The sequence below is a fragment of the Mycobacterium sp. 852014-50255_SCH5639931 genome, assembly GCF_001665605.1.
Taxonomy (GTDB): Bacteria; Actinomycetota; Actinomycetes; order Mycobacteriales; family Mycobacteriaceae; genus Mycobacterium; species Mycobacterium paraffinicum.
Map to the genome: position 1 here is coordinate 302,199 of NZ_LZSV01000035.1, position 19,785 is coordinate 321,983.

Here is a 19,785-nt window from a genome sequence, read left to right on the forward strand (position 1 = left end):
GGATCGCGGCGGAACGCTGGAACCTCACGCAGCCAAACTACCCTGGTCGGCATCACACCGCCGAAGCCAGCGCCCTCAGGGTTTCCGCCGACGAGTGCACCGGCCGCCAGCCCAGCTGGGTGCGCGCTTTGGTGGTGTCCATGACCATCGACGTGCGCGCGGTGTGCAGCCATTCCAGCATGGACGGGACCAGCGGCACCCGCGACAGCGCCGCCGACGCCGCCGAGGCCGCGACGGCCGGCACCCGCACCGGGCGGCCGCCCAGCGCCCTGGCCACATCCCCCACCGTCACCACGCCGTCCCCGGCGATGTTGTACGCCCCGGGCGGCGCCGGGGTGGTGGCCGCCAGCGCGATCGCGCTCGCGACGTCGTCGTGGTGCACCAGCTGCAACGGGATGCCCGGGTCCGGGACGACCGGCTTCAAAATCGGCATCGCCTTGACCACGGCGCGCATCGGGCCCGGCAACTGGTTCCACGGCATGGCGTCGGCCAGGACGGTGGCATTGGGCCCGGCGACGATGCACGGCCGCAGCACGAACACCTCGAGGGGCGAGTCCTTGGTGATCTCGGCCAGCAGCGCCTCGCACGCCGCCTTCTGCGCGGAGTAGTAGTGCTCGTCGGACCCTCGTGCCGGGACGTCCTCGGTCAGCGGGTGGGGGTTGTCGCCGTGGTAGCCGTAGGCCGCCACCGATGAGGTGTACACCAGGCGCCGTGTCCGCTCGCTGGCGACCGTCGCCTCGAACACGTTGCGGGTGCCCTGCAGGTTGATGCGGGCGCTCTCTTCCCGCGACCCCATGATGATGAAGGCGAGGTGGATGACCACGTCGGCCTTCGCCACCAGCGCGTCGACGGCCTCGCGGTCCAGGATGTCGCCCTGCTGGTAGGTCGTCTTCTGCCAGCCGCGCGAAGACGGGTCGAACGGCCGGCGCGCCATCCCGACGATGGCGTCCACGGCGGGTTCACGCTCCAGCGCCGTCACCGCGGACATACCGATCTCGCCGGTTGGCCCTGTCACCGCGACGCTAATTCCCACCTGAAGGCTCTTTCCCGCCGGGCGCCCGCCGAAACCCCCGGTGGGAAATGTCACCAACGGGCGCCGCCGCGGGCGCGCCGATTGGTGAGTGCAAGACGCGCGGGTACCCGTATTGGCAGCGGGTGCTTTTCGCCGGCCCGGGGACTGGAGGTCGAGACGCGTGGGATTCGTCGCAATCGCACCGAACAGCGTGTGAGGGTCGCGCCCAGGACCGATAATCTACGGCGATCGAAACGCGGGGGTCAGACTGCCGAATGCGCAGGGAATGAGGCACAACATGGCGGACGAATCGACGGCCGCAGGCGGGCCGACGCCGGGCGGGGAAATGGCCGACCCCGGGACGGTGTTCGCCGCGCTGGCCGAGATCATCTACCAGGGCTCGGACGCCGGCCAGATGTATGCGGCCATCTGCATCGCCGCCACCCTGGTTGTGCGCGGATGCGACCACGCCAGCCTGTTGGTGCGCGATGGCGACCGCTACGTCACCGTGGGCGCGAGTGACCAGCTGGCGCAGCAGATCGACGAGCTGGAACGGCGTTCGGGGGACGGTCCGTGCATTGACGCGATCGAGGAGGAGACCCCCCAGATCGACCCGGACCTGACGACCCCGTCGCTGTGGCCGCAGCTGGCGAAGGTCCTGGTGGCGGAAACCCCGGTGCGCGGGGCGATGGGCTTTCGGCTGCTGGTGGACAAACGCAAGGGCGCCGCGCTCAACCTGTTCAGCGACACCCCCAACGTGTTCGACGCCGAATCGGCCGGGCGCGCGGCGGTGCTGGCCGCGTTCGCCAGCGTGGCCATCAATGCGGTCGCAAAGGGCGACGACGCCACCAGCCTGCGCCGCGGATTACTGAGCAACCGCGAGATCGGCAAGGCAGTCGGCATGTTGATGCTGCTCCACGACATGACCGAGACGCAGGCGTTCGACCTGCTGCGGCGCCATTCCCAGACGCTGAACATCAAGCTGGCCGATGTCGCGCGGGAAGTCATCGACAGACGCGGCCAACTGCCGCCCGCGGAAGACAAGGAGGACGGCTAGCCTGGCTACTCCGGCAGCCGCAGCTCGGGCTTTTCCACCTCTTCGATGTTGACGTCCTTGAACGTCACCACCCGCACCTGCTTGACGAACCGGGCCGGGCGGTACATGTCCCACACCCAGGCGTCGGACAGTCGCAGCTCGAAGTACACCTCGCCGTCGGCGTTGCGGGGCACCATCTCCACGCTGTTGGCCAGGTAGAAGCGCCGCTCGGTTTCGACGACGAAGCTGAACTGGCCGACGATGTCCTTGTATTCGCGGTACAGCGAGAGCTCCATCTCGGTTTCGTACTTTTCGAGATCCTCGGCACTCATCTGTTCAGACGTCCTTCTCGGAGAAACACTTCCCCCGGCGTTCCGCCCGGGGAATCCTGGCCCCATCTTTCCTCACCGATATCCACCGCGCGCGGGCGAGGGTCCGGTCGGCATTCGGCCACGACGCGGCCGCCCGACCCTTCTGACCCTATGGCCACGCGCCGGACATTGATGAACGAATGGCGGTGTTCGGGGCAGGGACCCAGCCGCGTCAGCGCCGTGCTGTGCGCCGGTGTGCTGTAACCCTTGTGCTCGGCGAAGCCATAGCCCGGGTGGTCGGTGTCCATGGCGACCATCAGCCGGTCCCGGCTGACCTTCGCCAGCACGCTGGCCGCGGCGATGCACGCCGCCACCGCGTCGCCGCCGATGACCGGGAGCGACGGCACCGCCAGGCCGGGCACCCGGAATCCGTCGCTGAGCACGTAACCGGGCCGCAGCGACAGGCCCGCCACGGCGCGGCGCATGCCTTCGATGTTGGCGACGTGCACGCCGCGCCGGTCCACCTCGGCCGGCGGGATGAACACCACGTGGTAGGCCAGCGCGTAACGACGAATCAGCGGGAACAACTTCTCCCGGGCACTCTCGGTGAGCTTTTTCGAATCATCAAGCGCAGCAAGGCTTTCCAGACGCCCCGGCCCCAGCACGCAGGCCGCCACCACCAGTGGGCCCGCGCAGGCGCCGCGGCCGACTTCGTCCACGCCGGCCACCGGCCCCAGGCCGCTGCGGTACAGCGCCGACTCCAGGGTCCGCAACCCCGATGACTTGCGGATCACCGTCCGCGGCGGCCACGTCGTGGCCATGGCTACTGGTGCTGCTGGGGGTTCACCGAAGACACGCCACCCCATCGCCCGGGCGGCCACACGATGAACCTCGCCTTGCCGATCACGTTGGACACCGGCACGGTTCCCGACGCGGGATCACCCGTGCACAACACGCCCTTGAGCGCCTCGGCCGGGACACTGTTGCAGTGGGCGCGGGAATCCGCCGAGTGCGTCCGGTTGTCGCCCATCACCCACAGCCGCCCCTGCGGAACGGTGACCGGCCCGAACTCGCTGCCCAGGCACGGGTACACCGACGGGTCGGCCATCATGGTGGCCGGATCCAGGTAGGGCTCTTTGAGCGGCTTGCCGTTGACCGTCAAGCCGGTGTCGGCCCGGCACTGCACCGTCTGCCCGCCGACCGCGATGACCCGCTTGACCAAGTCGTTTTCGTCGGGTGGCACGAAGCCGATGAAGGACAGCGCGTCCTGTGCCCAGTGCAGCACGGTGTTGTTGGACCGGATCGACTTGTACCCGAGGTTCCAGTTCGGCGGTCCCTTGAAGACGATGACGTCACCGGGGCGGGGTGAGTCGAAGCGATAGCTGACCTTGTCGACCATGATCCGGTCACCGACACAACCGGCGCACCCGTGCAGCGTCGGCTCCATCGATTCCGACGGGATCAGGTAGGGCCGTGCCACGAACGTCAACATGACGTAATAGAGGGCTACCGCGATCACCGCCAGCAGCGCGAATTCCCGCAGCGTGGATCGCTTGGTGCGCTCCGGCGCGCCCTCGTCGGGCGCCTCTCCCGGTTCGGGGACCTTCGGCGAATCGCCTTCGGGCGTGTCCGGGATGCGGGTGGAGACCTTCGGCTCTGACTGGGCGGACTGGGGCTCAGATGAGTCCGTGGGATCGGTCACGAGATCAGAGTAGCCAGCGCACATTGTGGCGCTGTAAACCGACCGGGACTGCCGCCCGGCCGTCCCAGCTCAGCGCTTTTCCTTGATCTTGGCCTTCTTGCCGCGGAGCTCACGCAGGTAGTACAGCTTCGCGCGGCGGACATCGCCACGGGTCACCACCTCGATGTGGTCGATGTTCGGCGAATGCACCGGAAACGTCCGCTCGACGCCGACGCCGTAGCTCTCCTTGCGCACGGTGAAGGTCTCGCGGATGCCGCCGCCCTGCCGACGGATCACCGCGCCCTTGAACACCTGGATACGCTCCTTGGCGCCCTCGATGACCTTGACGTGCACGTTGACGGTGTCGCCCGGGCCGAAAACCGGGATGTCGTCGCGCAGCGACGCTTGGTCGACGAAGTCCAGGCGGTTCATCTGAGAAGACACTTCCTTGCGGTCGCGGCCTGCGGCAACAGCTCTCACCCGGATGTGAGGCAGTCGCCAAGCCGATGGTTTGAGGCAACTTGGGCGTATCTCGCAGCAGGCAAGAAGCGGCCCGGCCGGCCTGGAACCGCTGGAGACAACTGGTCAATTGTGCCAGACAGGAGGCTTGCCATGAAAATCACAGCGTCGGAGGCGGTTCGCAACGAGCCGAAAACGCTGGTGAATGGTACATATGACTGGGGCCAGAACGCGCTACCGGACCTTGCGTAATGGCCGGGACAGGTGGCGCGATGCAGCCCGCACCCGTGAACTTGGGTGCGTCGGAGCCACGTCGGAGGAGAGGAATGCGCGTTCGGCCGCTGATTTTGTTCACCGCCACAGCGGCGGTGGCGTTGATCGTGGCCGCCGGATGCGAGGCGAAGGTACAGGCTAAGGTATACAGCCTCCCGGTCTACGTCACACCCGACCGAGGCCTGCGCCAGCCGCCGCCGCAGTCGGCCGAGCTCATGCTCGAGGCGGTCAAGCCACCGCAGCCCGAACGGCAGCTGACCAACCCGGGGCCCGTCGGCCTGCAGGCGCGGGTGCAGCAGGCAACCGACGAAGCCGCCGCCGGCGGAGCCGCCCTTTCGGTGGCGATCCTCGATCGCAAGACCCACCAGCTGGTCTCCACCGGCAACAGCCAGGTCATCGGCACCGCGTCGGTGGCCAAGCTGTTCATCGCCGACGACCTGCTGCTGCACGAATCGCAGGGCAAGGCCGCGCTGAGCGCGGACGACCGCCAGGCGTTGGACATCATGTTGCAGTCATCCGACGACGGCGCGGCGGAGAAGTTCTGGGGCCAGGACGGCGAGAACGCCATCATCACCGCGGTCGCGGCGCGCTACGGGCTCACGTCGACCACCCCGCCCAGCGACGGACGCTGGTGGAACACGATGAGCACGACGACCGACCTGATCCGCTACTACGAGATGCTGCTCGACGGATCGGGCGGGCTGCCGGCGGACAAGGCGAAGGTCATCGTCGACGACCTGGCCCAGTCCACCCCGAACGGGCTCGACGGCTACCCGCAACGCTTCGGCATCCCCGACGGGCTGTACGCCGAACCGGTGGCGGTCAAGCAGGGCTGGATGTGCTGCATCGGCAGCGACTGGATGCACTTGTCGACCGGTGTGATCGGCTCGGACCGTCGCTACATCATGGTGGTGCAGTCGCTGCAGAACTCCGACGACGCCACCGCCCGCGAGACCATCACCCGGGCGGTCAGGACGATATTTCCCGAGGGCCGGATCGACCCGCTGGGGCGCGGGCTCTAATCCTCTTGCCCGGGCGGGTCGAGCAGCTCCGGGCGGCGTTCGCGGGTGCGCTGCAGCGAGACCTCCCGGCGCCAGGCGGCGACGCGCGCGTGGTCGCCGGATAACAACACCTCGGGAACGTCGAGCCCACGCCAGCTCGGCGGCCTGGTGTAGCTGGGCCCCTCCAGCAGCCGGTCCAGCGCCGGGGAGTGCGAATCCTCGCGATGCGACGCCGGATTGCCGAGGACGCCCTCGAGCAGGCGCACCACGGCTTCGATCATCACCACCGCCGCCGACTCCCCACCCGGCAGGACATAGTCGCCGATCGAGACTTCCTCGACCCGCATCCGCCGGGCGGCATCCTCGATGACCCGCTGGTCGATGCCCTCGTAGCGGCCGCACGCGAACACCAGGTGCTCCTCGGCGCTCCACCGCTGGGCGTCAGCCTGCGTGAACAACGCACCGGCGGGGGTGGGCACAACCAAAACGGTTTGCTCCGAACAGATCTCGTCCAGCGCTTCGCCCCACACCGGGGCCTTCATCACCATCCCGGGGCCACCGCCGTACGGCGCGTCGTCGACCGAGCGATGCACGTCGTGCGTCCACCGACGCAGATCGTGCACCCGCAGGTCGACCAGCCCCGACTGAATCGCCTTGCCCGGCAAGGATTGTCGCAACGGGTCGAGAAAGGTCGGGAAGATCGTGACGACGTCGATTCTCATGCCAGATCCAGCAGGCCCTCGGGCGGATCGATCTGGACACTGCGGTCGTCGAGCGACACCGACGTGACGATCGCGCCGACGAACGGCACCAACACTTCCCCGCCGTCGCCTCGGCGCACCGCCAACAGCTCACCCCCGGCGGTGTGCAACACCTCGGCGACGACACCGACGTCCTGGCCCGTCACCGTCCGGACGTGCAGCCCTTCGAGTTGGTGGTCGTAGTAGGTATCCGGCTCATCGATGGGGGGCAAATCATCGGAATCGACGACGAACAAGGTGCCGCGCAGCGCGTCGGCGGTGTCGCGGTCCGTCACCCCGGCCAATCGCAACAGCAGCCGCCCACCATGCTCGCGTGCGCTCTCGACGACGAAGTCACGTTCTTCGCCACCGCGGGATGGCTTGCCGCGCAAGGTGTTACCCGGCGCGAAGCGGGTCGCGGGGTCGTCGGTGCGGATCTCGACGACGACCTCGCCGCCGATCCCGTGCGCTTTCGCGACGCGCCCGACGGTCAACTCCAACGGAGCTCCATCAGCGGCTACTGGTCGGTGTCCACCACGTCGACGCGGATACCGCGGCCACCGATACCGGCGACCAGGGTGCGCAGCGCGGTCGCGGTGCGTCCGCCGCGACCGATCACCTTGCCCAGGTCGTCGGGATGGACGTGGACCTCGACAGTTCTGCCGCGGCGGCTGGTCACCATGTCCACCCGGACATCGTCGGGGTTGTCGACAATCCCACGGACCAGGTGCTCCACCGCGTCAACGACGACCGTGCTCACGTCAGTCAGCTTTCGGCGCTCGGCGCGGCCTGCTCGCCGCCCTCGGCGGCCGTCTCCGCCGGCGCGGCTTCAGCGGCGGTCTCCGCCGGCGTCTCGGCGGCAGCCGGCGCCTCCGGCTCGGCCGCCTTGGCGGCCTTCTTGGCGGGCGACTTCTTCTTCGGCTTCGCGGCCTCGGTGGTGGGACCGCCCTCGGCCTCCGCCAGCGCGGCGTTGAACAGCTCGAGCTTGCTGGGCTTCGGGGGGGCGACCTTCAAGCGGCCCTCGGCGCCCGGCAGGCCCTTGAACTTCTGCCAGTCGCCGGTGATCTTCAGCAGCTTGAGGACGGGCTCGGTGGGCTGAGCGCCCACGGATAGCCAGTACTGCGCGCGCTCGGAGTTGATCTCGATGAGGCTCGGGTCTTCCTTCGGGTGGTAGCGGCCGATGACCTCGATGGAGCGACCGTCGCGCCGCGTGCGCGCGTCGGCGACGGCGATGCGGTATTGGGGATTGCGGATCTTGCCAAGCCGAGTCAGCTTGATCTTCACAGCCATGGTTAAGCGGGTTCTCCTGTGTGCGTCACGCTGCAATTCAGCGATCGGGGCGGGATGCCCGGATCCGGTTTTGCCTCGCGTGTATGACCACCAAGCGATGCGTAATCGCTCGGTGGACAGCCGCCCATTGTGCCAGAACGGGGCGCCGCGCCAGAAATCCGCTCGATCGTCCCGGCCTACATGACCTTCTGGAAGACCTTGGTCTCGACCCGGCGGGTCATCCGCCAGCCCTCGGACGTGCGGGCGAACTCGTCGTCGTACCAGAGCCCGCAGAACAGCACCTGATCCTTGTCCCCGCCGAGCACCATCGGGTTGAAGCAGATCACCCGCGAGGAGGCCTTATCCCCGTCGATCCGCACCGAGAAGTTGCCCAGCATGTGCGCATACACCGGGAAGTTCGGCAGCACCTCCGACAGCCACTTCTTGACCTCCGGGTAGTGGCCCTCGATGCCGCCGAGTGCGGTGTAGTCGATGTACGCGTCTTCCGTGAACACCTGGTCGAGGTCGTCGAATCGGCGCTGGTCAATGGCGGTGGAATAGTCCACCAGAAGCTGCTGGATCTCTAAGCGGTCGGAAATCTCGGCCAGGCTCAACATGCATCGGACAGTACTGAAAATCGACGCCGAACAGGCCCGGAAGTTAGACTTTCGGCCCATGCGCAAGGTCATGGCCGCAGCCGCGGCCCTGCTCACGGTGGGGGCGTGCGGTGCGACCGTCCCCACGGCCTGGGCCGACAGCATGCAGCCGGTGGGCTCGGTGCCGATCCCGGACGGCCCGGCCCAGACTTGGATCGTCGCCGATCTCGACACCGGTCAGGTGCTGGCCGGCCGCGACCAGAACGTGGCCCACCCGCCAGCTAGCACCATCAAGACGCTGCTGGCCCAGGTGGTCCTCGACTCGGTGAGCCTGGACTCCACCGTCGTCGCCGACGCCGCCGACACCCAGGTGGAATGCAATTGCGTCGGCATCAAACCGGGCCGCACCTACACCGCGCGTCAGCTTCTCGACGGCCTGCTGCTGGTCTCGGGTAACGACGCCGCCAACACGCTGGCGCACATGCTGGGCGGGCCCGACGTCACGGTCGCCAAGATGAACGCCAAGGCCGCGTCGCTCGGCGCGACGAGCACCCATGCCGCGACGCCGTCCGGGCTCGACGGGCCCGGTGGATCCGGGTCATCGACCGCGCACGACCTGGCCGTCATCTTCCGCGCCGCGATGGCCAACCCGGTGTTCGCGCAGATCACTGCCGAGCCGTCGGCGATGTTCCCCGGCGATCACGGGGATCAACCGATCACCAATCAGGACGAGCTGTTGCAGCGCTACCCCGGCGCGATCGGCGGCAAGACCGGGTTCACCAACGCGGCCCGCAAGACCTTCGTCGGGGCCGCCGCCCGCGGTGGCCGCCGGCTGGTCATCGCCATGATGTACGGGCTGCTCAAAGAGGGCGGCCCGACGTACTGGGACCAGGCGGCGACGTTGTTCGACTGGGGATTCGCGCAGAGCCCGCAGTCCAGCATCGGCTCGCTGTAGCTATCCCGCCAGGCCCGCGTCCGGCGCCGCCGCGGACAGCAGCGTCATCAGCATCGGGATCCGTTGCTCGGCGATCTGCGGCTGTGGCAGCACCCCCTCCACCACCGCGGCCCCGTCGAACACGTTGGTCAGCAACGCGACCAGAACCGGGAACGTTTCCTCGGGGAAGCTTTCGGCCCCGGGCAGCGTACGGGCGGCATCGTGAATCTTCGCCGAGTACTGGCGCAGCTCGGTTTGCAAAGTGGCCCTGAGCTTTTCGTCGGTGCGCGCGGCGACCAACAGTTCGTACAGCACGGCATTGCTCGGGGCGGCGGTGATGTCGCGGAGTATCGCCAGGGCGGCTTCGAGCGCCGGCCGATCGGCCGGTATTTCGGCGACCCGCTTGGTGAACGTCTCGAGCTGCCGACGCAGCACCTCCGACGCCGTGGCGGCCATGAAATCGCCCATCGTCTCGAAGTGCCGGAACAGGGCGCCCACCGACACCCCGGCGCGCTTGGTGATCACGGCCGCCGACGCCCGGGCGTATCCGACCTCGATGATGGTGGCGATGCAGGCGTCGAGAAGCCGTCCCACGGTCTCTTCCCGACGCTGCTGCTGTGTTCTGGCCACGTCAGCCCCCGATTTTCAGGGCGCTCCGGCCCCGGTGCCGCTGGCCCGCGCGCAGGTAGCGGCCCGATTTCACGGTCCGGCCGTAGCCGTCCCTGAACTGGCCACCGCGGAAGACGACGGCGCCGCCCACACCGGTCGCGACGACGGCGTCGTCGTTGCGATTGACCATGCGCCGCAAGCCCCCGTAGAACGGCACCTCCTCCTCGTAGTAGCCCTCGACCGCTTCGTTGAGGCCGGCCGGGTCGATCACCACGAAGTCCGCGCGGTCGCCCTGCCGCAGCGTGCCGGCGTCGACGCCGAACCACTCGCCGAGTTCGCCGGTCAGGCGATGCACCGCCTGCTCGGTGGACATGAACGGTGTGCCGGCGCGGTGGGCGTCCCGGACCCGCTTGAGCAGTTTCACCGGGAAGTTGTAGAAGGCCATGTTGCGCAGGTGCGCACCGGCATCCGAGAAGCCCATGTGCACGCTGCCCTCATTGGCGAGCGCGTTGAGCAACTTTGGGCGGTGGTTGGCCACGACGGTCGTCCACCGGACGTTGCGTTCGCCGTTCTCGACGAGCACGTCCAGGAACGCGTCGAGCGGGTGCAGCTTGCGCTCGTCGGCGATGGCCCCAAAGCTCTTGCCTATCAACGATTCATCGGGGCACTCGACGATTACCGCGTCGTGGAAGTCGCGGTGCCACAACGACGGTCCGAGTTTGATCCGGTCGAACTCCTTGCGGAACTTCCGGCGGTATTCCTTATCGGCCAGTAACTCGTTGCGCTCCAACTGGTCCCGCAGGTGCAGGGCGGCCGTTCCGGCGCCGAACTCCTCGAAGACCGGCAGATCGATTCCGTCGGAGTACAACTCGAACGGCACCGGCAGATGCTGGAATCGCACGCTGGCGCCCAGCAGCTTGTTCAGCAAGCGGGTCCCCGGGCCGAAGACGTATACCGACAGCGGCATCGACTTGGCATCGGCGGATACCAGCATGCTCATGCGAACGCCCTTGCCGCGGTTGAGGATCCGGCTGCTGGCCAGGAAGAAGAGCATTCCGGACGACGGCTTCGCCACGTTGGGCGCGCTCTGCAGCATGCGGCCGCGCTTGCGCAGCACCTTGATGAGCCTGCGGCGCTCGCGCCAGGTCGCGAAGGTGGACGGCAGCGCCCGCGACCGGAAGCGCTCACCGTCGAGCTTGTCGATGGCCGCGTCCATCCCCGACATGCCGAGCACCCCGGCGTCGAGCGCCTCCTCGAGCAGGGCCGCCATCTGCTCCAGCTCGGCGGCGGTGGGCGAGACGGTGGCGTCGGTGGCCCGGTCGAGCCCGAGCACCGCGGTCCGCAGGTCCGAATGGCCAAGCAGCGAGCCGATATTCGGCCCGAGCGGGAGGGCGTCGATCGCCTTGATGTATTCGGCCGCGGTGGACCACGTCTTGTCCTGCAGCGCGCCGTAGACGAACTCGCGGGGCACGGCCTCGACGCGGCTGAAGAGGTCGGCGGCGTCCTCGGAGCTGGCATAGACCGTCGACAACGAGCAGTTCCCGAGCAACACGGTGGTGACACCGTGCCGCACGGACTCCCGCAGACCCGGGTCCAGCAGCACCTCGGCGTCGTAGTGGGTGTGCACGTCGATGAAGCCGGGCACGATCCACTTGCCGGCCGCGTCGATCACCTCGGGGCAGCCCGTCTCATCCAGCGGCCCGTCCGACACAGTGGCCACCACGCCGTCACGAATACCCAGCGTGCGGGTCTGCGGCGCGCTGCCGGTGCCGTCGAACCACAGCCCTTCGCGAATGATCACGTCGTAAGCCACTTTTGCCTCCAGTCGTCGTGGTGACATGGAACGTAACATAGATAGCAAGCACTCGCAATCTTTCCTGGAATTCGGCGTGTCAGCCCCGTGAACAGGCCCGATTCCGGGCTACGTCGGCGAGCGGAACGCCTTGCCACGCAAAATCACCAGGTCCGGACGGTGCAGCGCGGCCGCGCCCGACCGCGGATCGTCCGCGTAGCACAGCAGGTCGGCGGATGCGCCGTGATCCAGCCCGGGGCGGCCCAGCCAGCGACGGGCGTCCCAGCACCCCGCGCCCAACGCATCGGTCGGGCTCAGTCCGATGCCCTTGAGCGCTTCGATCTCGTCGGCGATGCGCCCGGGCGCGACCATGGTGCCGGCGTCACTGCCGGCGTAGATCGGCACGCCCGCATCACGGGCCGCGGCGATCCGCGACAGGCCGCGTGCATGCAGGTCGCGCATGTGGGCGGCGTAGGTCGGATACTTCGCGGCGGCGGCGTCCGCGATACCCGGGAAATTCTCGACGATGTTGACCAGCGTGGGGACCAAAACGGTTCCGTGCTCGACCATCAGCGCGATGGTGTCATCGGTGAGGCCGGTGCCGTGTTCGATGCAGTCGATGCCGGCCTTGACCAGCCCCGGCAGCGCGTCCTCACTGAAGACGTGCGCGGTGACCCGGGCGCCATGGGTGTGTGCGGTGTCGATGGCGGCCTTGAGCACGTCGTCGGACCACAGCGGGGCGAGGTCGCCGACGCTGCGATCGATCCAGTCGCCGACCAGCTTGATCCAGCCATCGCCACGCCGCGCCTCTTCCGCCACCGCCTCGGGCAGTTGCCACTCGTCTTCCAGCTCGCGTGAGAAACCCGCCGCATACCGCTTGGGCCGGGCCAGATGTTTTCCGGCCCGGATGATGCGTGGCAGATCCTCGTGGTCGTCGAGGCTGCGGGTGTCGGTGGGTGAGCCGCAGTCTCGCAACAGCAGCGCACCGACGTCGCGTTCGATCTCGGCCTGGGCGATCGCCTCGTCGAGCGGAATCTCGCCGTGCTCGCCGAGCCCGACGTGGCAGTGCGCGTCCACCAGGCCGGGGATGATCCAGCCGCCGTCAAAGACGGTGTCGGCCCTCGCGACCGGTTCGGTGCTGATGCGCCCGTCGACGATCCACAGCTCGGTTGGGGTCTCGTCCGGCAGCCCGACACCTCGCACGTGCATGCGCACGGCGGGTTAGTTTCGTCCCGGGTTGCCTGGGAACTTGAGTTTGGACAGGTCGAAGTCCGCCAGCCCGGGCGGCAGCTCGTTGAGGCCTTCGGGCATGTGCGATAGGTCGGGGAATCCGCCCGGCATGCCCGGCATTCCGGCGCCGAGCGGGTTCCTGGCCTTGGGCGGCGTCGGGCCGCGCCCGCCCTTCTTGCCCTTCTTGCCCTTGCCGCCCTTGGCCTTTCGGGTCGCCGACTTGCGACCCATGCCGGGGATGCCCAAGCCGCCAAGCATCGACGACATCATCTTGCGGGCCTCGAAGAAGCGGTCCACCAGCTGGTTCACCTCGGACACCGAGACGCCGGACCCGTTGGCGATGCGCAGCCGCCGCGACGCGTTGATGATCTTCGGGTCGGCCCGTTCTTGGGGCGTCATGCCGCGGATGATGGCCTGCAGGCGGTCGAGTTGCTTGTCGTCGACCTGGGCCAGCGCGTCCTTCATCTGTCCGGCCCCGGGCAGCATGCCCAGCAGGTTGCCGATCGGACCCATCTTGCGGATGGCGAGCATCTGCTCGAGGAAGTCCTCCAGCGTCAGCTCGCCGGTGCCGATCTTGGCGGCGGCGGCCTCGGCCTGCTCGGCGTCGAAGACCTGCTCGGCCTGTTCGATCAGGCTCAGCACGTCGCCCATGCCCAGGATGCGGCCGGCCATCCGGTCGGGGTGGAAGACGTCGAAGTCCTCGAGCTTCTCGCCGGTGGAGGCGAAAAGGATTGGGACGCCGGTCACCTCACGGACGGACAACGCGGCACCACCGCGGGCGTCACCGTCGAGCTTGGTCAACACCACCCCGGTGAAGCCGACGCCCTCGCGGAACGCCTCGGCAGTGGTGACGGCGTCCTGACCGATCATCGCGTCCAGGACGAACAGGACTTCGTCGGGATTCACGGCGTCGCGGATGGCCGCGGCCTGGGCCATCAGTTCGTCGTCGATGCCCAGCCGGCCGGCGGTGTCGACGATGACGACGTCGTGGTGCTTCGCCCGGGCTTCGGCGAGGCCGGCGGCCGCGACGGCGACCGGGTCGCCGGGCCCCGACTCGGGGGACTCGCCGGGGTGGGGCGCGAACACCGGTACCCCGGCGCGCTCACCGACGACTTGCAGCTGGTTCACCGCGGCGGGCCGCTGCAGGTCGCACGCCACCAGCAGCGGGGTGTGCCCCTGGCCGCGCAGCCAGGCGGCCAGCTTGCCGGCCAGCGACGTCTTACCGGAACCCTGCAGACCGGCGAGCATCACCACGGTCGGCGGCGTCTTGGCGAAGGCCAGCTGGCGGGTCTCCCCACCGAGGATGCCGATGAGCTCTTCGTTGACGATCTTGACGACCTGCTGCGCCGGGTTGAGGGCACCGGAGACCTCGGCGCCCCGGGCGCGGTCCTTGATCCGGGTGACGAACGCGCGCACCACGGGCAATGACACGTCGGCTTCCAGCAGCGCCAGCCGGATCTCGCGGGTGGTGGCCTCGATGTCGGCGTCGGTCAGTCGACCCTTGCCGCGTAGTCCCTGAAGGGCACCGGTCAACCGGTCGGACAGCGATTCAAACACCCCGCCAGCCTAGTGGTAGTCCAGCCTGGCCGGCCCGCCACCGCCCATCGACCGCGACTCTGCAACCACGCACACGACACGCCGATAAAGGTGTGCCCAGTTTCAGTCTCGCCGAGACGGCAAGCGGGTTTGAATGGTCGAGCGAACCAAAACGCCGCCGAACGAGGTGAAGCTCATGCTCGAGGTGATCGACAAGGGATCTTGCAGCCAAGACCATCCGGTGCCGCTGCTCTTCGTGCACGGCGGCTGGCACGGCGCGTGGTGCTGGGAGCACTTCCTGGACTTCTTCGCCGACGCGGGCTACCGCGCGGTCGCGATGAGCCTGCGGGGACACGGCGCCAGTCCGACGGCCAAGCCGCTGCACAAGGTTTCCATCGCCGACTACATCGACGACCTCCGTTCGGTGGCCGACGAACTGGGCGGAGGCCCCGTGCTGATAGGCCATTCGCTGGGTGGCTTCGTCATCCAGCGCCACCTCGAAACACGCAGCGCCCCGGCGGCGGTCCTGGTGGGCTCCGTGCCGCCGCAGGGCGTGCTCAGGTTGGCGGTGCGTGTCTGGCGTCGCCGACCATCGATGACGATGGGAGCCTGGGCCGACCCCACGCTGCTGAAGTTCCTCGCCACCCCCACCCTTACCCGCGAGTACCTCTTCTGCGCCGACACACCGGAGGCGGTGGTCCAATCCTGCATGCAGCGCGCCGGAGCCGAAAGCATCCGCGCCGCCATGACCGATCCGATGGTCCGCCGCGTCAGAACCCGTCGGGTGACCACGCCGATCCTGGTCCTCGGCGCCGAGCACGACGGCTTCGTCAGCGTCGGCGACGTGCGGGCCACGGCGCGCGCCTACCGGACCGAGCCGGAATTCTTCCCGATGGGCCACAACATGATGCTCGAGCCGGGGTGGGCTGACGTCGCGCAACGCATCCACGGCTGGCTGCAGACCCGCGACGTCGCGGGCATGCCACGGTAACCGCATCCGAGTCGTTACTGCGCCGAAAAGCGTTGGCGTGCTAGATTTCACAGCCACCGCTTCACCACTCTGGCTGCGTCGACAATTACAACAAACGGGGGGAAATGTCCGTGCAACCGCTCGCTCGCACGGAGTCTCCCGTCGACGACAGCGGCCGCGCGCTGCGGGGTTGGCAGCGCCGGGCGTTGGTGAAATACCTGGCCGGCCAACCGCGCGATTTCCTGGCCGTGGCGACCCCGGGATCCGGGAAGACGACGTTCGCCTTGCGGGTGGCCGCGGAACTGCTGAGCCAGCGCGCCGTCGAGCAGATCACGGTGGTGGTGCCCACCGAGCACCTCAAGGTGCAGTGGGCCCAGGCCGCGGCACGGCACGGCATCGCCCTGGACCCGAAGTTCTCCAACTCCCATGCCCTGATGTCGGGCGAGTACCACGGCGTGATGGTCACCTACGCTCAGGTCGCGGCGCATCCGACGCTGCACCGCGTACGCACCGAGCAGCGCAAGACGTTGGTGGTCTTCGACGAGATCCACCACGGCGGCGACGCCAAGACCTGGGGCGACGCCATCCGCGAGGCCTTCAGCGATGCGACGCGCCGGCTCGCCTTGACGGGCACGCCCTTTCGCAGCGACGACAGCCCCATCCCTTTCGTACCCTACGAATCGGGCGCCGACGGCGTGCGACGTTCGCAGGCCGACCACACCTACGGCTACGCCGAGGCTCTCGCCGACGGGGTGGTCCGGCCGGTGGTGTTCCTGGCCTACTCCGGGGAGGCGCGCTGGCGGGACAGCGCCGGCGAGGAGCACGCCGCGCGGCTGGGCGAGCCGCTGACCGCCGAGCACACGGCGCGGGCCTGGCGCACGGCGCTCGACCCGGCCGGCGAATGGATGCCCGCGGTGATCGCGGCCGCCGACCAGCGGCTGCGCCAGAAACGCGAGCACGTGCCCGACGCCGGCGGCATGATCATCGCCTCGGACCGCACCGCGGCCCGCGCCTACGCAACCCTGCTGACGAGGCTGACCTCGGAGGCACCGACGGTGGTGTTGTCCGACGATCCCGGATCGTCCGCGCGCATCAGCGAATTCGCCGCCGGCACCAGCCGGTGGCTGGTGGCGGTGCGGATGGTCTCCGAAGGCGTCGACGTGCCCCGGCTCTCGGTCGGCATCTACGCCACCAGCGCCTCCACTCCCCTGTTCTTCGCCCAGGCCATCGGCCGCTTCGTGCGATCGCGCCGGCCGGGCGAGACCGCGAGCATCTTCCTGCCGTCGGTGCCGAATCTGCTGCAGCTCGCCAGCGAGCTGGAAGCCCAGCGCAACCACGTGCTGGGGGAGCCGCACCGCCCCGACGACGATCCCCTCGACGGTGATGCCGCCGTCAGGACGCAGACCGAAAAGACCGAGACCGACAACGGCTTCACCTCACTGGGCGCCGACGCGGAGCTGGACCAGGTCATCTTCGACGGGTCGTCGTTCGGCACCGCCGCGCCGGCCGGAAGCGACGAGGAGGCCGATTACCTCGGCATCCCAGGGCTGCTCGACGCCGATCAGATGCGGGCGCTGCTGCATCGCCGGCAGGACGAGCAGCTGCAGCGACGGGCCGCACAGGGTGCGCCGGCCGCGGTGTCGGGCTCACCGTCGATGCATGGCCAGCTGCGCGAGCTGCGCCGCGAGCTCAACACATTGGTGTCGGCCACCCATCACCGCACCGGCAAGCCGCACGGCTGGATTCACAGCGAACTTCGCCGTCGTTGCGGGGGGCCGCCGATCGCCGCCGCGACCCGCGAGCAGATCCAGGACCGCATCGAGGCCCTGCGGCGACTCAATGCCGAGCACGCCTGACCCCTCTAGTCGCCGACCGGCTCCTGGAGCACCTCGACCGTGGGGCCGCCCAACACGGCGAGCAGGTTCTGCTCGATCGCGGCTCGCGCGTCGTGCTCGCCGTGTGCCGGCACCGTCACGCAGAAGACGTCGGCCGCGGTCGACCCGAACGTGTTGACCTTGGCCCAGGCGATGTCCGCTCCCGCACGTTCCAGCGCACGGGTCAACAGCGCGAGCAGACCCAACCGATCCATGGCCCGGACTTCGAAGATCAACTGGCCGGCGGTCGCCGCGTCGAGCCACAGGATGCGCGGCGGGGCGGTCGACCGGGTGACGGGCACCCCGGCCTGAATCTCGCCGGCCCGGGCCGTCGCGGCGCTGACCGCGTCGCTATCGCGCCTCTCCAGCGCGCCGAGGACGTCGAGGTCGCCGGCCAGGGCGCCGTTGAATTGCTGCCGCAGTAAGCCAGATTCGGGCGGCGAGCCGAACACCGGCGACACGACGAACTCGACGATCGCCACGCCGTCGTGAATGTTGGCCAACGCCGAATGGATTCGCAGGGAGTTCACCCCCAGCACCGCCGCGGCTTTCGACACCAGCCCGCGCTGGTTCGGCGCGAGCATCACCGCGGTCAGGCGCTCCCGGTCGCCGGGGTGCAGCTCCACGTGCACGCCGCGGCTGGCCGCCAGCGAAAGATAGTGGGGCGCAATCGGTTCGGCCTCCGGTAACGGCTCGCCCGCCATCACCAGCCGGCAGCGACGGACCAGGTCCTCGATCAACGACGCCTTCCAGTCGCTCCACACCCCGGGACCGGTGGCCTTCGAATCCGCCTCGGCCAGCGCGTGCAGGAGTTCGAGCAGTTGCGGATCGCCGTGCAGGGCCGCGGCCACCGACTCGATGGTCTTGGGATCGTTGAGATCGCTTCGGGTGGCCGTTATCGGCAGCAGGAGGTGGTGGCGGACCATGCCCGCGAGCGTGTCGGTGTCCTGGGCCGACAGCCCCAGCCTGTTGCCGATCGGGATCGTCAATTCCGCGCCGAGCACACAGTGGTCCGTGCCGCGCCCCTTGCCGATGTCGTGGAGCAGCGCGCCGAGCGCGAGCAGGTCAGATCGCGCCACGCGGGTGGTGAGCGGGGCCGCGTTGACGGTGGTTTCAACGATGTGGCGGTCGACGGTCCACTTGTGCGAGACGTCGCGCGGGGGAAGGTCCCGCACCGCATCCCATTCCGGGAAGAGGCGGCCCCACAGCCCGGTGCGGTCCAGCGACTCGATCGTGTTCACCGCCGTCGGCCCGGCCAGCAGCACGACCAGCAGGTCGTCCAGTGCCTCCCGCGGCCATGGCGACGGTAAATCCGGGACGCTGTCGGCGAGTCGTTTGAGCGTGCCGGCGCCGATCGGCAGGCCGGTGTCCGCCGACGCGGCGGCGACTCGCAGCACCAGCCCGGCATCGGTTTGGGGTTGGGCGTCGCGGGCGAGCACCACCTCGCCGTCGTACTCGACCACCCCCTCGTCCAACGGTCGCCGCTTCGGGCGCCGCACCAGGGCGGTGAGGCCGCGTCGGGGCAGCGCGTTCTGCGCGGTCCGCAGGCCGGTTTCGGCGTGGTACGCGATGGTGCGGCTGACGCTGGAGAGCATGCGGGACAACGCAAATCGATCCCCGACGCCCAACGCGGCGCTGACCTCGTCGGCGAACTGCGCCAGCAGTTGATCGAGCCCGCGCTTGGATACCCGGTGTAGTTCGGTGCGGACATCGAGCAGCGTGAGGTACGCGGCGTCCAGCGAGCCGCCGGGCGCGTCGGGATGGCCCATGCCGTGGCGGTCGATCAGCTGCGCGACGCCCAGCGCGTCAAGTAGTTGGACGTCGCGCAGGCCGCCGCGCCCGGACTTCAGGTCCGGTTCGGCCCGCTGCGCGATGCGCCAACACCGTTGCCAGCGTTCATATGTCATGGCGACGAGCTCGTCCATGCGGGACCGAATTGCGCTGCGCCACTGGCGTCGGGCCCCGTCGATCAACTCCGCGGACAGCCGCTCGTCACCGGCGATGTGGCGGGCGTCCAGCATGCCCAGCGCGGCCACCAGGTCGCTGTTGGCGACGCCCAGGGCCCCGGACACCGTCCGCACGCTGTGGTCAAGCCTGACGTTGGCGTCCCACAGCGGGTACCACAATCCGTCGGCGACCCGCTGCAATTCCCTGTCAGATTTGTTGTCGTGCAACAGCATTAGGTCGAGATCGGAATACGGCAACAGCTCGCGGCGGCCCAGGCCACCGACCCCGACGACCGCGAAACCGCTGCCGTCGGTGATGCCGATCTCGCCGGCCTTGGCGACAAGCCAGGATTCGTGAAGCTCCAGCCAGGCTTTCCTGAGTTCCGCGGCGCCGAGGTGACTGCCCTCCGACAGCAGTTGGCGCCGCGAGGCAGCCAAATCGGCTGCCCCGCCGGCGCTTCCTGTCCCCGCTTCAGATGACCTATCGGATGGGCTTGTCATACCCTCCCGGCCCGT

The 19,785-nt window shown here is 68.8% G+C and carries 20 protein-coding genes; 5 read left to right on the top strand and 15 right to left on the bottom strand.

What is annotated here, in order from left to right:
* Nucleotides 1-52 precede the first annotated feature (52 nt).
* Entirely contained in the window at nt 53-1,033 is a 981-nt protein-coding gene (locus A5758_RS22440) for an SDR family oxidoreductase (RefSeq protein ID WP_067744748.1), read from the bottom strand.
* A 277-nt stretch (nt 1,034-1,310) separates the two neighbouring features.
* Here A5758_RS22440 and A5758_RS22445 point away from each other — a divergent pair, with 277 nt between their 5' ends.
* Nucleotides 1,311-2,069, top strand: a complete 759-nt coding sequence (locus tag A5758_RS22445) for a GAF and ANTAR domain-containing protein (protein ID WP_067212514.1) — start codon at nt 1,311-1,313, stop codon at nt 2,067-2,069.
* A 5-nt stretch (nt 2,070-2,074) separates the two neighbouring features.
* On the opposite strand, the gene A5758_RS22450 is transcribed toward A5758_RS22445, so the two are convergent.
* The 4 genes from A5758_RS22450 to rplS all read right to left on the bottom strand — a co-directional run bounded on the left by A5758_RS22450 (nt 2,075) and on the right by rplS (nt 4,472).
* Nucleotides 2,075-2,380 carry a DUF2469 domain-containing protein gene (locus A5758_RS22450; RefSeq protein ID WP_046184425.1) on the bottom strand — a complete coding sequence of 102 codons (306 nt, stop codon included), beginning with the start codon at nt 2,378-2,380 and terminating at the stop codon, nt 2,075-2,077.
* On the bottom strand, nt 2,377-3,180 hold the full coding sequence (locus A5758_RS22455; RefSeq protein ID WP_067744561.1) for a ribonuclease HII: 804 nt from the start codon (nt 3,178-3,180) through the stop codon (nt 2,377-2,379). The genes A5758_RS22450 and A5758_RS22455 overlap by 4 nt, the downstream gene beginning before the upstream one ends.
* A 2-nt stretch (nt 3,181-3,182) precedes the next feature.
* The gene (gene lepB / locus A5758_RS22460) at nt 3,183-4,061 is read right to left on the bottom strand and encodes a signal peptidase I (RefSeq protein ID WP_067744564.1); all 879 of its coding nucleotides are present in this window, start codon (nt 4,059-4,061) and stop codon (nt 3,183-3,185) included.
* Nucleotides 4,062-4,130: 69 nt separating this feature from the next.
* The gene (rplS, locus tag A5758_RS22465) at nt 4,131-4,472 is read right to left on the bottom strand and encodes a 50S ribosomal protein L19 (protein ID WP_067212356.1); all 342 of its coding nucleotides are present in this window, start codon (nt 4,470-4,472) and stop codon (nt 4,131-4,133) included.
* A 353-nt stretch (nt 4,473-4,825) separates the two neighbouring features.
* Here rplS and A5758_RS22470 point away from each other — a divergent pair, with 353 nt between their 5' ends.
* Complete coding sequence (locus tag A5758_RS22470; protein ID WP_067744567.1) at nt 4,826-5,794, top strand: hypothetical protein; 969 nt, start codon at nt 4,826-4,828, stop codon at nt 5,792-5,794.
* On the opposite strand, the gene trmD is transcribed toward A5758_RS22470, so the two are convergent.
* The 5 genes from trmD to A5758_RS22495 form a co-directional block, all read right to left on the bottom strand.
* The gene (gene trmD / locus A5758_RS22475) at nt 5,791-6,495 is read right to left on the bottom strand and encodes a tRNA (guanosine(37)-N1)-methyltransferase TrmD (protein ID WP_067744570.1); all 705 of its coding nucleotides are present in this window, start codon (nt 6,493-6,495) and stop codon (nt 5,791-5,793) included. The two genes, A5758_RS22470 and trmD, sit on opposite strands and share 4 nt — an antisense overlap.
* Entirely contained in the window at nt 6,492-7,013 is a 522-nt protein-coding gene (gene rimM, locus A5758_RS22480) for a ribosome maturation factor RimM (RefSeq protein ID WP_067744572.1), read from the bottom strand. Before rimM ends, trmD begins: the two co-directional genes overlap by 4 nt.
* Nucleotides 7,014-7,030: 17 nt before the next feature.
* Complete coding sequence (locus A5758_RS22485) at nt 7,031-7,273, bottom strand: RNA-binding protein (protein ID WP_003878715.1); 243 nt, start codon at nt 7,271-7,273, stop codon at nt 7,031-7,033.
* A gap of 5 nt (nt 7,274-7,278) precedes the next feature.
* Entirely contained in the window at nt 7,279-7,803 is a 525-nt protein-coding gene (gene rpsP, locus A5758_RS22490; RefSeq protein WP_067212341.1) for a 30S ribosomal protein S16, read from the bottom strand.
* A gap of 176 nt (nt 7,804-7,979) precedes the next feature.
* A complete protein-coding gene (locus A5758_RS22495; protein ID WP_067744576.1) occupies nt 7,980-8,399 on the bottom strand; it encodes a nuclear transport factor 2 family protein in 420 nt (139 codons plus the stop codon).
* A 58-nt stretch (nt 8,400-8,457) separates the two neighbouring features.
* On the opposite strand from A5758_RS22495, the gene A5758_RS22500 reads away from it, so the two are divergent.
* Nucleotides 8,458-9,333 carry a D-alanyl-D-alanine carboxypeptidase family protein gene (locus A5758_RS22500; protein WP_067212336.1) on the top strand — a complete coding sequence of 292 codons (876 nt, stop codon included), beginning with the start codon at nt 8,458-8,460 and terminating at the stop codon, nt 9,331-9,333.
* On the opposite strand, the gene A5758_RS22505 is transcribed toward A5758_RS22500, so the two are convergent.
* From A5758_RS22505 to ffh, 4 genes are all read right to left on the bottom strand, one after another.
* Nucleotides 9,334-9,942, bottom strand: a complete 609-nt coding sequence (locus A5758_RS22505; RefSeq protein WP_067212333.1) for a TetR/AcrR family transcriptional regulator — start codon at nt 9,940-9,942, stop codon at nt 9,334-9,336.
* A 1-nt stretch (nt 9,943) separates the two neighbouring features.
* Entirely contained in the window at nt 9,944-11,773 is a 1,830-nt protein-coding gene (locus A5758_RS22510) for an amidohydrolase family protein (protein ID WP_067744580.1), read from the bottom strand.
* A 69-nt stretch (nt 11,774-11,842) separates the two neighbouring features.
* Nucleotides 11,843-12,922 (bottom strand): amidohydrolase family protein, encoded by a 1,080-nt coding sequence (locus A5758_RS22515; protein WP_156622752.1) that lies wholly within the window; start codon nt 12,920-12,922, stop codon nt 11,843-11,845.
* A gap of 12 nt (nt 12,923-12,934) precedes the next feature.
* Nucleotides 12,935-14,500 (bottom strand): signal recognition particle protein, encoded by a 1,566-nt coding sequence (gene ffh, locus A5758_RS22520; protein WP_067744583.1) that lies wholly within the window; start codon nt 14,498-14,500, stop codon nt 12,935-12,937.
* Between the two features lie 175 nt (nt 14,501-14,675).
* On the opposite strand from ffh, the gene A5758_RS22525 reads away from it, so the two are divergent.
* Nucleotides 14,676-15,470, top strand: a complete 795-nt coding sequence (locus A5758_RS22525; protein WP_067212511.1) for an alpha/beta hydrolase — start codon at nt 14,676-14,678, stop codon at nt 15,468-15,470.
* A 104-nt stretch (nt 15,471-15,574) separates the two neighbouring features.
* Nucleotides 15,575-17,305, top strand: a complete 1,731-nt coding sequence (locus A5758_RS22530) for a DEAD/DEAH box helicase (protein WP_067744586.1) — start codon at nt 15,575-15,577, stop codon at nt 17,303-17,305.
* Between the two features lie 5 nt (nt 17,306-17,310).
* Here A5758_RS22530 and A5758_RS22535 read toward each other — a convergent pair whose 3' ends face one another.
* Complete coding sequence (locus A5758_RS22535; RefSeq protein ID WP_082939805.1) at nt 17,311-19,770, bottom strand: [protein-PII] uridylyltransferase; 2,460 nt, start codon at nt 19,768-19,770, stop codon at nt 17,311-17,313.
* Nucleotides 19,771-19,785 lie beyond the last annotated feature (15 nt).